Origin of the sequence: Acinetobacter sp. UBA2063 (genome assembly GCF_002333245.1) — a bacterium.
GTDB lineage: Bacteria > Pseudomonadota > Gammaproteobacteria > Pseudomonadales > Moraxellaceae > Acinetobacter > Acinetobacter parvus.
The window spans coordinates 1-12,641 of sequence record NZ_DDAH01000008.1; the positions used below are offsets into that span (position 1 = coordinate 1).

9 protein-coding genes are annotated in these 12,641 nt (G+C 43.9%); 5 read left to right on the forward strand and 4 right to left on the reverse strand.

All coding sequences use genetic code 11. From position 1 onward, the window contains the following. Positions 1-800: ribonuclease HI (gene rnhA / locus B4H32_RS00280; RefSeq protein ID WP_286799022.1), on the reverse strand; the 800-nt coding region annotated here is incomplete at its 3' end. Between the two features lie 318 nt (positions 801-1,118). Between rnhA and B4H32_RS00285 the strand changes: the two genes are divergently transcribed. The 5 genes from B4H32_RS00285 to B4H32_RS00305 are packed head-to-tail and all read left to right on the forward strand — an operon-like array spanning position 1,119 to position 10,039. After that, on the forward strand, positions 1,119-4,394 hold the full coding sequence (locus B4H32_RS00285; RefSeq protein WP_286799023.1) for a LysM peptidoglycan-binding domain-containing protein: 3,276 nt from the start codon (positions 1,119-1,121) through the stop codon (positions 4,392-4,394). Positions 4,395-4,400: 6 nt separating this feature from the next. Further along, positions 4,401-6,245: an extracellular solute-binding protein gene (locus tag B4H32_RS00290; protein WP_286799024.1), complete on the forward strand. Its 1,845-nt coding sequence runs from the start codon at positions 4,401-4,403 to the stop codon at positions 6,243-6,245. A 20-nt stretch (positions 6,246-6,265) separates the two neighbouring features. After that, positions 6,266-7,336, forward strand: a complete 1,071-nt coding sequence (gene yejB / locus B4H32_RS00295) for a microcin C ABC transporter permease YejB (RefSeq protein WP_286799025.1) — start codon at positions 6,266-6,268, stop codon at positions 7,334-7,336. Then, positions 7,336-8,346, forward strand: a complete 1,011-nt coding sequence (locus B4H32_RS00300) for an ABC transporter permease (RefSeq protein ID WP_286799026.1) — start codon at positions 7,336-7,338, stop codon at positions 8,344-8,346. Before yejB ends, B4H32_RS00300 begins: the two co-directional genes overlap by 1 nt. After that, positions 8,321-10,039 (forward strand): ABC transporter ATP-binding protein, encoded by a 1,719-nt coding sequence (locus B4H32_RS00305; protein ID WP_414630941.1) that lies wholly within the window; start codon positions 8,321-8,323, stop codon positions 10,037-10,039. Before B4H32_RS00300 ends, B4H32_RS00305 begins: the two co-directional genes overlap by 26 nt. Before the next feature lie 58 nt (positions 10,040-10,097). Here B4H32_RS00305 and rluB read toward each other — a convergent pair whose 3' ends face one another. Genes rluB through B4H32_RS00320 form a run of 3 tightly spaced genes read right to left on the reverse strand, consistent with a single transcriptional unit; the run spans position 10,098 to position 12,467 of the window. Continuing rightward, positions 10,098-11,036, reverse strand: coding sequence for a 23S rRNA pseudouridine(2605) synthase RluB (gene rluB, locus B4H32_RS00310; protein WP_004676474.1), 939 nt, complete (start codon positions 11,034-11,036; stop codon positions 10,098-10,100). Between the two features lie 40 nt (positions 11,037-11,076). Next, positions 11,077-11,676 carry an SMC-Scp complex subunit ScpB gene (gene scpB / locus B4H32_RS00315; protein ID WP_004682874.1) on the reverse strand — a complete coding sequence of 200 codons (600 nt, stop codon included), beginning with the start codon at positions 11,674-11,676 and terminating at the stop codon, positions 11,077-11,079. Next, positions 11,673-12,467 (reverse strand): segregation and condensation protein A, encoded by a 795-nt coding sequence (locus B4H32_RS00320; protein ID WP_004682872.1) that lies wholly within the window; start codon positions 12,465-12,467, stop codon positions 11,673-11,675. Before B4H32_RS00320 ends, scpB begins: the two co-directional genes overlap by 4 nt. Positions 12,468-12,641 lie beyond the last annotated feature (174 nt).

Below are 12,641 nucleotides of genomic sequence, written 5' to 3' on the forward strand. Positions count from 1 at the left end.
TTGATATAAATATGAATCGAGCTACCCGTCAGTTTGCGGTTGATCATTTCAATCGCGCCCACCTCAATAATGCGGTCGCCATCCTGATAATAAAAACCTGTGGTTTCGGTATCCAGAATCAACTGGCGCGGGCCCTGAAGATTTAACTTGGCTTCAGTCACAACAATTTGTGGATGTAGGCTGCTTGCTGGTGTTGCTGAGGTGTCGGGCAATATCTCTGTTTCAGCCATATTGTCCTGAACATTTATTTCTATTTCAAGCTCTTCCTCAATTTCGTCCTGATCCGCCATCATATCCAAACCAAAAGGATCGTCCAGAAGCCAATCTGGTTCAGGCTTTTTTGTATCAGCGTTAGCCTGTGTTGTGGATTTTAGTTGTTTGGCAGTCTGTTCCGCACCCAAATTGGCCAGTTGATCTGCCATCTCATTGCCCGCATGACCTGCATGGCCCTTGATCCAGTTCCACTCAATCTCACGGTTGGCACAGGTTGCATCAAGTTTTTGCCAGAGGTCTGGATTTTTGACATCTTTCCAGTTTTTCTTTTTCCAGCCATGAATCCATTCAGTGATGCCTTGCTTGACATAATTGGAGTCTGTCCAGATGATCAGGCGTGCATCAGTTGGGCAAAAGGCAATTCCCTCAATGGCAGCAGTCAGTTCCATGCGGTTGTTGGTTGTTTCTGGTTCGCCACCACACAGCTTATGTTCACCCTGTTCGGTAATGATGTATGCACCCCAACCCCCTAAACCTGGGTTGCCCTTGCATGCGCCATCAACATAGAGTGTGATTGTTTGTGACATATCTGAACCTAAATCATAAATGGAATAAAAAGTTTCCAGCATTGCCATCTAAATCGGTTAGACAAATATTCTGCTGTGACCTTGAGCAATTGGAATAACACTGTAGTTTTCCCGTATGGATGGAAGATTTTAGCATTTCCATCCTATTTCTTGTATTGTAAGGTGAAATTCTTCCTCTAGACGTTACAAAACACATATTTTTTAATTTCTTGTAACATTTCCATGCAAATCACGCTAAATTATTGCCTTGTCTAAGCGGCATGCTTTACTACAATGGCTAATTGAAAAAGAACTAGCGTGAGTTGACTGGAAGTTTTTATGTATAAATCGAGCACATTGGTGTGGCAAACATCTGCAACATCATTATTCAAAATTACTGTACTCACTTCCGCTCTAGCCGCGTTGGGAATGACCACAGGTTGTTCATCAACCCCTCAGACAAGCAAGGTTTCATCTTCAAAACAAGTGGGTTCAGGCCTTTTGGATGCAAACAGTCTGGATTCTCTGGAAGACCTGCTTTCCGCAACCGATATGCGTGCGGTGGAAGGCGACCGTCTTTTAGTCTTGAAACATGGTGATGTCTGGAAACGGATGACTGTGGGTTTCAAGATGGACTTAAACCGTTGGGACCCGCGTATCGAGGCGCAGCGTAGCTGGTTTATTTCCCGTCAACCTTATCTGGACCGTTTAAGTGCGCGTGCCAGCCGTTATTTATACCACACTGTAAAAGAGGCTGAACGCCGTGGTATGCCGACTGAATTGGCACTTTTGCCCGTAATTGAAAGCTCTTATGACCCAGCGGCAACCAGTAGTGCGGCAGCCGCGGGTTTGTGGCAGTTTATTCCAAGTACGGGACGTATCTACGGTTTGCAGCAAACCAGTTTATATGATGGCCGCCGTGATGTGGTTGAGTCCACACGTGCCGCCTATGAGTTTTTAGGCAGCTTATATAATCAATTTGGTTCATGGGAACTGGCATTGGCTGCCTATAATGCAGGGCCAGGACGTATCCAGCAGGCCATTAACCGCAATAAGGCGGCAGGCTTGCCAACTGACTATTGGTCCTTGAAATTGCCACAGGAAACCATGAACTATGTTCCTCGTTTTCTAGCGGTTGCACAAATTGTTAAAAACCCAGGCGCTTATGGTGTGGCATTACCACCAATTGCCAACCGACCTCACTTTCGTGAAGTTGCCTTGTCCGCACCGCTTGAGTTAAACCAGATTGCTTCAATTACGGGGCTAAGTCGCGCCGAACTGTATGCATTGAACCCAGCCTACCGTGGTGAGATGGTTGACCCGATGAGTCCAATGCGCATCCTGATTCCTGCGGATTTAAGTCCATCGATTGATGGAAAATTACGTTCTGGCAAGGCAGGTTCTGGTGGATTCTGGGCAAGTAGTGCGTCGCCACCTGCAATGAACCCATTAACCAGCTCAACCACAGTACGCACAACCACCTCAACTATAGGCAATGTGGGGCAAATCGTTAAGCCATCCACCACACCACCGCCACCATTAACCACGAAGACCAATACTGTACCCGTTACCACAACAACAAAAACGCCGACCAAGATTGCTACTCCTATGGGGTCAAATGCCTTGGCCTCTTTTGCCGCGGCGGCGGATGTGCCGAGTGCACCGCGTATTCCTGTAGCGATTACACCAGCTCCAAATGTTAAACCTGTCAGGATTGAACCGCCAATTTCAGTGCAGGAGCGTGAGCAGATTGTTGCTGCGGTGAAGCAAGAGGGTGAGAAAAAAACGGTAACACAAGTTCTGCAACCACAGGCAACACAGGCTGAAAAAGATCAGGTGGTTGCTGAAATTAAGGCCATTGCTCCACAGGGTACAGAAATTGTTGATCCATTTGATGGCAAGATTAAGCTGACCGCCATTCAGACCAGCCAATCGGTTGCCGATCAGAAAGGTCAGGAAGTCAGCAAGGGCTTTGCTTATCCAAAAACCTTGGCTGAAAGCCCAGAAATTGCCAATAGTGAAGATGCCAAACGTAATCAGGGTAAGCCTTACATCAAGACCGATACCGATGTTGTGGTGGTCGCACCAAAAGGCAAGCGCAGTACCTATACCGTTCAGTCTGGCGATACGCTGGCCTCAATTGCCCAAAAGAATGGGGTGAACTGGCGTGACATTGCCCAATGGAACCAGATTGACCCAGCAGGTAAATTGTTTGTCGGGGCCAGTCTGTATCTCTATGATGCAAAACCACAAGCTGACACCTCCAAGGCGGTGGAAAGGAAGCCAGAAAGTTATGTGGTGCAGTCAGGTGATAGTCTGACCAATTTAGCGGCGCGTTTTGATCTAAGTCTTAAACAATTGGCCGACTATAATAATCTCTCTATAACGGACGGCTTGTTTGTAGGGCAAAAGCTCACATTGGTTGAGCCTAAAACCAATACGCGTAACAATCAACAAACAGTACGTGTGCCAGAGACAAAGACATCCACAGCCCAAAAAGTGGCGACCAAGTCCTATACGGTGAAACGTGGTGAATATCTCAAACTGATTGCGGACCGCTATGCCTTGTCGAATCAGGAGCTGGCTGATCTAACGCCAGGACTGACATCGGGTAGCAACTTGCTGGTGGGGCAGAAAATTAATGTGCCCCTGCATGAAGTGTCACAAACTGAGGATAATGTCGAGCCTAAAAATACGGTTAAGTATGAAAATGTAAGCGCATCAACCAGCTACAAGACTGAGAACTACACGGTTCAACGTGGTGATACCTTATCCAGTATTGCGACAAAATCAAAAATCACCCTGAATGAATTGGCCGAGTTAAATAAGCTGAAATCCAATAGTGGTGTTCGTCTAGGGCAGACCATCAAGATTCCAGCAGGTTCAACTGTTCCTGAGCAATATGTGGTTCAGTCTGGCGACAGCCTCAATGCAATTGCCAGCAAATATGACCTGACCGTCAACTATATTGCGGACTTGAATGGACTGGAGAGAACGGCTGGTGTGCGTGTTGGTCAGCGTTTAAAACTCACGGGTGATGCGCCAACTAAGGCAAATAATAGCAGTGCCAATACCAAAGCCAAAGAAGACAGTGTGCCAGATACTTACACAGTGAAGTCTGGAGATACTTTAACCAGTATTGCGAACCGCTATGCCTTACAGCTTGAAGATGTTGCTGCCTTAAACAACTTGTCTCGTGACAGTAATGTTCGTATTGGACAAAAACTTAAACTGACAGGTGATTTACCGAAAACTGAATCTGCCAAAGCGGATAATAGTAAAAATAGTGCCAACACCAAGGCGGTATCAAGCAAGAACACCGAAAAATATACAGTGAAAGCAGGTGAGTCACTGAACAGCATTGCCAGCCGTTTAGGCATGTCTGGACGTGAACTGGCAGAGTTGAATGATCTAAAAGCCACTACCAGCCTGCAACGTGGTCAGAGTATCTCCATTCCAAAAACGGTAACAGAGTATAAGGTAAAACGTGGTGATACCTTGATTGGTCTGGCGAGTAAGTATGGCATGGAAATTAATGCACTGGCTGAGATGAATGATCTTACCCCAAAAACTCAATTGCGTATTGGTGATGTGATTAAAGTCCCGAACCTGTAATTGCGCATGATTGCGTTGCTTGCTAGCAAGAGGCTTAGTCTATTGTATGGACTAAGCCTTTTTGCTCAGTTCTCATTTGCAGCCGTACATACCACGCCTTATTTGGCAATGCATGTGACCCCAAAATACGCACAGTTACACGCCATGCCTTATGCCAATCCGAATGCACCGAAAGGTGGAGTGCTTAGCCAATCCAGTCTGGGAACGTTTGACAATTTAAATAGCATGAATGGTAAAGGCAGTGCCACAGAGGGCGTGAATTATCTATTTGATAGTCTGATGGACCGTTCTTTGGATGAGCCACGGGTGATGTATCCCCTATTGGCCGAAAAAGTCAGTTATGATCCTGATGACCTGCGATTTGTAATTTTCCACCTCAATCCTAAAGCCCGTTTCAATAATGGTCAGCCTGTCACCGCAGACGATGTTAAATTTACTTTTGATACCTACCAGACCAAAGCCAATCTGGGTTTTCAAATGTATTTGTCCGATTTGGCAAAAACAGAAGTTATTTCCAGGTATCAGGTTAAATTTATTTTTAAATCCAGGAATAATGTGGAAATGCCGCTGATTGTGGCAAGCCTACCCATCTATTCCAAGCAGGACTGGAACAATAAAGATTTTACTCGGGTCACACTCCAACCCATCGTTGGCTCTGGTCCCTATATGCTGGAGCGTATTGATGCAGGGCGGAGTATAAGCTATAAACGTAGTCCAAATTATTGGGCCAGAGACTTGCCTGTCAATAAAGGGCGTTATAATTTTGATCGGCTGAAATATGTCTATTACCGTAATTTAGAGGTCAGTTTTGAGGGTTTTAAATCCCGACAATTTTATTTATACGAAGAAAAAAATATCCGTAACTGGATAACCGCTTACCATTTTCCAGCGATGCAATCGGGCTGGATCAAAAAGTATAAAGCCCGTCTAGGTACACCCTTAGATATTCAAAGTCTGGTATTTAATATTCGCCGTTCACCTTTAAATGATATTCATCTGCGTAAAGCTTTAACCTATGCCTACGATTTTGAATGGCAAAATAAAGCATTATTTTTTAATCAAAACCGACGTTTACAAAGCTATTTTGATAATACGGATTTGGCTGCAACAGGCAAGCCTAGTACAGCAGAATTAAACATCATTCAGCCTTTTCTGAAACGGCTTGATCCTGTCATGCGACAAGGTGTGTTGGCCGATTGGCATTATCCTGTATCGGATGGCAGCGGTTTTAACCGTCAGAATTTATTGATTGCCCAAAAAATTCTAAAAGATGCGGGCTATATGATTCGCAATGGCAAGTTATATGATCGGCAGGGCAAACTGATTCAAATTGAACTGCTCATGCAACTGGAAAATCCACAACGTGAGTTGATGCCCTTTGTACGTAATTTGAATCGTTTAGGGATTCAGGTCAAGCTGAGGCAAGTGGATGTGCCGCAGTATATGGAACGGATTCGCCGTCAGGACTTTGATATGATGGTGATGAAAATGCCACAGACTTTAACCCCAGGTAAGGAACAGGCGCAGTTTTGGAGCAGTGCTGCCGCAGATGAGTCGAATAACTATAATTATTCAGGAATTAAGAATCCTGCGATTGACCAGATGATTGACAAGATTGTGGCTGCCAAACACCGTGATGAAGTAGTGCTGTATACCCGTGTGCTGGATCGTTTGTTGCGGGCAGGCTATTATCAAATCCTGACTTATGGCAAGCCTGAACGCTGGTTTGCCTATTGGGATATTTATCGACAGCCTCAAATCAAACCAAAACTTTCAGTAGGTTGGGAATATTGGTGGGTGGATGCAGATAAAGCCAGCAAGCTAGACCAGGCTATCCAAAAACACCAATGAAAATAATCAAGGATATTTAAATGTCTCACTATATTCTGAAAAGAATGTTATTGATGATTCCCACATTATTTTTCATTGTGTTGATTAACTTTATCATTGTGCAGATTGCACCAGGTGGGCCTGTCGAACAAGCCATTCAACAGATACAAAATGCACAGGGTTTAGGCATAGGAACAAGTTCTTCGTCCAGCCTAAGTAACTTGGCACAATATCAGGGTGCGCGTGGTCTCAGTCCTGAAATGGTTGATAAAATTAAAGCACAATATGGTTTTGACCGTCCTGCGTATGAACGTTTCTGGTTGATGATCAAAGGCTATTTAACATTCGATTTTGGTACAAGCTTTTTTAAGGATAAACCTGTCACCCAACTGCTTTATGAAAAATTGCCTGTGACTTTGTCTTTAGGGTTGTGGAGCACTTTCCTGATTTACCTGATTGCGATTCCACTTGGCATCAAGAAAGCAAAAAAGAATGGTTTGCTGTTTGATCAATCGACTTCCTTGTTATTGGCTGTTAGTTATGCCATTCCATCGTTTGTGTTTGCCATTGTGTTGATTGTATTTTTTGCAGGTGGCAGTTATTTGCAATGGTTTCCATTACAAGGTCTGGTTTCAGAAAATTTTGCCCAACTCAGTCTATTGGAAAAAATTAAAGATTATCTCTGGCATATGTGCTTGCCGATTTTGAGTATGGTGTTAGGCAGTTTTGCAGCCTTGACCTATCTGACTAAATATTCATTTGTGGAAGAATTGCAAAAACCTTATGTGCTGACCGCACGGTCTAAAGGTTTAAGTGATCGTCAGGTGCTCTATGGTCATGTCTTTCGTAATGCAAGCTTGGTGATTGTGGCAGCTTTACCTGAAGCATTGGTCGGGATTTTCTTTGTCGGTAATTTATTTATCGAGATTATTTTTAATCTTGATGGCATTGGTTTATTAGGGTTTGAGGCGATTACTCAACGTGATTATCCAGTGATTTTCGGCACCTTATTTTTATTCAGCTTGTTTGGCATGATCCTGCGTTTAATTGGCGATTTGCTTTATCAAGTGATTGATCCTCGGATTGATTTTGAAGCAAGAGGTGGTAAATAATGTCGCCTTTAATGCAGCAGCGTTTCCATCGTTTTCGACAAAATAAATTGGGTTTTCGCTGTTTAATCGTATTTCTGATTATTTTTATCCTGTCTTTATGTGCGGAATTTATTGCCAATGATCGTCCTTTATTGGTTCGTTATCAGCAGTCACTTTATTTTCCTATATTAAAAGATTATCCAGAAACCACGTTTGGTGGACAATTTGAAACCGCAACTGACTATCAAGACCCTGCGGTCAAACAGTTAATTCAGCAACAGGGCTGGATGCTTTCTCCACCTGTGGCATTTTGCTATCAATCACCCAATTTATCCCTTGCCGTGCCTGTACCCTCAAAACCAAGTGTACAAAACTGGCTTGGAACTGATGATCAGGGGCGAGATGTATTTGCCCGAATCCTATATGGTTTACGCGTTTCCTTATTGTTTGGATTGGCTTTGACTGTATGTTCGGCTGTGATTGGTATTATGGTTGGCGCAATACAAGGCTATTATGGAGGCTGGATTGATCTGATTGGACAACGCATTTTGGAAGTGTGGGGTGGTTTGCCCATGCTGTTTATCGTGATGATTCTGGTGAGTATGTTTAGCCCTAGCGTGTATTGGCTTTTTCTGATTATGCTACTGTTTGGCTGGACAGAACTGGTGGGATTGGTGCGTGCTGAATTTTTACGTGCCCGAAATTTTGATTATGTGAGGGCTGCGCAAGCTTTAGGTGTTAGTGATGCCCAGATTATTTTCAAGCATATTTTACCCAATGCTATGAGTTCCAGTCTGTCGCAGATTCCCCTTATGCTGACTGCCAATATCATTGCCTTAACTGCGCTAGACTTCTTGGGTTATGGTCTACCGCCTGATGCCGCGTCGTTAGGTGAACTCTTGTTACAAGGCAAAAATAATCTGGAGGCACCGTGGCTGGTGTTATCTGGCTTTTTTACTTTGGCGATTGTGTTGTCCATGTTGATTTATATTGGGGAGGCGGCCCGTGACGCATTTGACCCAAGACGTTAAGCCGTTGTTAAAAGTACAGCAGCTTTGCATTGTCAATGAAACAGGGCAGGCCTTGCTGGATGATTTAAATTTCGAGCTCTATCCAGCTCAGACGTTGGCAATGGTGGGCGAAAGTGGTTCGGGTAAATCCATCAGTGCTTTGGGATTATTGGGTTTATTGCCTGAAACTTTAATTGTGCAAGGTGTGGTGCAATTTAAAAATGATGATCTATTAAAGCTTAACCAGCAACAATTACAGCAGCTTCGTGGCAAAGGTATTGCCATGATTTTTCAGGAACCAATGTCATCGCTGAATCCTGTATTTACAGTCGGTGACCAGATTGCCGAAGTGCTCAGGATTCATTTAGGTATGGGGCGCAAGCAGGCTAGAGTACGAGTGCTTGAGTTACTTCGAGAAGTCGGTATCCCTGCACCTGAAACAAAAATAGATGCGTATCCAAGTCAGCTTTCTGGTGGTCAGCAGCAAAGGGTTATGATTGCCATGGCAATTGCTTGTGAACCAAAGCTATTGATCGCAGATGAACCAACCACGGCATTAGATGTCACTATTCAAAAGCAGATTATTGATTTGTTGGAATCATTACGACAACGCCATCAAATGTCGATGCTATTCATCACCCATGATTTAGCACTGGTTGGTGAAATTGCTGATGAAGTGATCGTCATGCGTCATGGTGAAATCCGCGAATGTGGCACCGTTGAACAAATACTGGAACAGCCGCAAGATGTGTATACCCGTGCCTTATTGCACTGTAGACCTCAACTTTCAACCCGACCATACCGTTTACCCGTCACCAGCGATTTTATGAAACAGGACGAAAATGGACAACTGGTCGAAGCAACCAATTTGTCCGAATTGAATCTGAAACAGCGTTCGCGAGGACTTACAGGCGAAGAACAAATTGTTTTAGAGGTCAAAGACCTGAAAAAATCGTTTTATAGTCGTAAAGGTTTATGGGGGCGAGATGAATTTCAGGCCGTGAAAGGTATATCGTTCCAATTGGCAAAAGGTAAGACTTTAGGTTTGGTTGGAGAGTCGGGTTCAGGTAAAACCACGATTGGACTATTGCTAATGCGTCTGTATCAAGCCACAGGTGGACAAGCCTTGATTGGTGGTAAAGATATTCTTGCCATGACTGAGAAAGAATTTTCACAGTATCAGCGTAAAATTCAAATTATTTTCCAGAATCCATACGCTTCACTCAATCCACGCTTTACCGTCGGGCAGATTTTATTGGAGCCGATGCGTATTCATGGCATTGGACAGAATGATGCTGAACGCAAGAAAATTGCACTCGAGCTATTGGAAAAAGTCAGTTTACCTATAGATGCATATGACCGTTATCCACATGAATTTTCAGGTGGTCAGCGGCAACGGATTGCCATCGCACGCTGTCTGACTTTAAAACCTGAGATTTTGATTTGTGATGAATCAGTCTCCGCGCTGGATGTGTCGGTACAGGCACAGGTGCTGAATTTACTGCAAGATTTACAGGATGAATTTGGTCTGAGTTATATCTTTATTTCGCATGATTTATCGGTAGTGAAATATATTTCAGATCAAGTCATGGTCATGAATCATGGTGAATTAGTTGAAATTGCTAACTCGGACGAACTGTATTTACATCCACAACATGAATATACCAAGAAACTGCTGAATGCGATTCCACAGGGGATCAGTCACCATCATTAAAGTTCAGCCATAAAAAAACGCTCTAATGAGAGCGTTTTTTTATTTTCAGGATCAAGAATTAGAACTTCTTAAAACCTTTATTAAAACCGATGGTTTTACGACCGTTATTATTTTCACTGCTACGTGGACGTTGCTGTGGTTCTTGCTCATCATCACGACGCTGTTGACGTAGATAGCCACCACGGCGTGCAGCCAATGGCTTCTCCGCCATTTTTTCAGTACGGCGTTTTGCCATACCAAACAGACCAGTACCCTGACGTGGCTTCAACTCAACCGATTTCGCCAAGTTATCAATATCAGTTTTATCTAATTCCATCCAGCGGCCTGTACGTAATTCACGTGGCAAGATCACCGTACCATAACGGGTACGCAATAAGCGGCTGACTTTTAGGCCTTGCGATTCAAAGATACGACGTACTTCACGGTTACGGCCTTCTTTAACCACCACCTGATACCAACGGTTGATCCCATCACCGCCAATTTCAGAGAATGATTCGAATTTGGCTGGACCATCTTCAAGCTCAACACCTTTCAGCATGTTATTGCGAATTTGCGGTGTTACTTCACCCATCACACGTACCGCATATTCACGTTCAACTTCATTTGAAGGGTGCATTAAACGGTTAGCAAGTTCACCATCATTCGTGAATAATAATAAACCAGTACTGTTAATATCCAGACGACCCACCATCACCCAGCGGTCATTGGCAATTTGTGGCAAATGATCAAATACGGTAGGACGCTTTTCAGGGTCATTGCGCGAGCAAATCTCACCTTCAGGCTTGTAGTAAATCAGCACACGACGACGAATTTCATCTTCAATCTGGAACTGCACCTTACGGCCGTCAATACGCAGTTCATCGGTTGGTTCGATACGCTCACCCACCTGGGCAATACGACCATTGATGCTGACACGGCCAGCAGCAATCACCTCTTCCATATAACGACGTGAGCCTAACCCGACTCTCGCCAACACCTTTTGTAATTTTTCACTCATGACAGCACAACCTTAGACATAATGATCAACAGTTCACCTCTCAAGACTTCGGTGCATGTGCATCGAGAGCCATGAATGCTTCCTTGGCGTTCTGTAGGGGAGGCAATTGATTTAATGACACTAAACCAAAAGCATTTAAAAATTGGGGCGTTGTAATCAACAACGCAGGTCTTCCAGGCAAATCCCTGAAACCAGCTTCTTTAATCCAGTTCCAGTCAAATAAATTTCTTAAAATCTGGCTATTATTCGATACACCACGAATCTGTTCAATATCCGCACGCGTGACAGGCTGATGATAGGCAATCACGGCGACTGTTTCAAGCAGCGATGGCGATAGCTTGGTTGGACGTTCTGGCCACACCTGGGCAATAATATTACGGTACTTTGCCCGCACCTGAAAACGAAAGCCCTGTGCCGTTTCAATCAGTTCAATGGAACGCCCATGCTGTAACATCGCAAGCTGTTGTAAAAACGTGCGTAATTGCTGCTTGGAGTATTGGTTCTGAAAGGCTTCTTTTAACCGTGCAAGTGAAACGGCTGAGTCACTGGCAAATATAATTGCTTCAATCTGCAATAAAACGTCGTGATGAATGTCTTCAAGTGACATTCCCTCATTGGCATTGAACTGGTCTAAACTCATGCGGCAATCCCCTGAACAGTCAGTGGAGCTTCAATACCTGTATGGATGATTTGAATTTTTTGCTGGCGCGTGAGTTCCAGCACTGCCATAAAAGTCACCACCATGCCCATACGACCCTGCTTGGGATTGAGCAGTTCAATAAAACTTAAATTTTCACCAGATGCAAGCTGGCTTTCAATATAGGCCATACGCTCTTCAAGCAATACAGGTTCTTGTGCAACCACATGGGTGATGGGTTCAGGACGGTTAAAGATACAGAATAATGCGTCACGCAGGGCATCGACATCATAACCCTCATAAATTGGGGCAATATGACCAATACTGACATTGGTACTAAAGGTATCCCGCTCAAAAATTGGCATTTGCCCCAGACGTTCAGCCGCCTGTTTAATGCGTAAATAGGTTTCCAGACGGTCAATTAGTTCCTGTTTTGGGTCTTTCTCAAACTGATCCGCAACTTTTGCTTTAGGAAGTAATAAACGTGATTTTAAGTCGGCAAGTAGTGCTGCCATCACCATATAATCAGCAGTCAACTCAATATTCAGCGACTTCATATTGTCCATATAGGAAAGATATTGGGTCGCGATTGGGGAGATGTCGAGCTGCAATAAATCAAAGCCATTTTTTTGAATCAGGTAAATCAGAAAATCCAGGGGACCTTCGAATTGTTCGAGTAGGATTTCAAACGCAGCAGGCGGTATGTACAAATCTTCGGGTATAGTCTCCTGCCACTCGTCAAGCACACGAATGGATGGAGTAGACTCCAGAACTGAGGGGAGAGTTTGATTCATTACCGTTATAAGCCACGCGAATTTTCAAAAGCATGAAAGATATAATTTTGTGTGCAAGGACGACACAATGCTACCAAGAGCTTGGCTATTCTAATCGAAATAGCACATTTAATAAATTACTCACTTACAAAAACCTTAAAGTTCTCAGGGTATTTTTTATCCGAATAGCCGTAA

Coding starts and splice junctions, on each gene's coding strand:
- B4H32_RS00285 (WP_286799023.1), top strand. CDS start 1,119: ATGTATAAATCGAGCACATTGGTGTGGCAAACATCTGCAACATCATTA.
- B4H32_RS00290 (WP_286799024.1), top strand. CDS start 4,401: ATGATTGCGTTGCTTGCTAGCAAGAGGCTTAGTCTATTGTATGGACTA.
- yejB (WP_286799025.1), top strand. CDS start 6,266: ATGTCTCACTATATTCTGAAAAGAATGTTATTGATGATTCCCACATTA.
- B4H32_RS00300 (WP_286799026.1), top strand. CDS start 7,336: ATGTCGCCTTTAATGCAGCAGCGTTTCCATCGTTTTCGACAAAATAAA.
- rluB (WP_004676474.1), bottom strand. CDS start 11,036: ATGAGTGAAAAATTACAAAAGGTGTTGGCGAGAGTCGGGTTAGGCTCA.
- scpB (WP_004682874.1), bottom strand. CDS start 11,676: ATGAGTTTAGACCAGTTCAATGCCAATGAGGGAATGTCACTTGAAGAC.
- B4H32_RS00320 (WP_004682872.1), bottom strand. CDS start 12,467: ATGAATCAAACTCTCCCCTCAGTTCTGGAGTCTACTCCATCCATTCGT.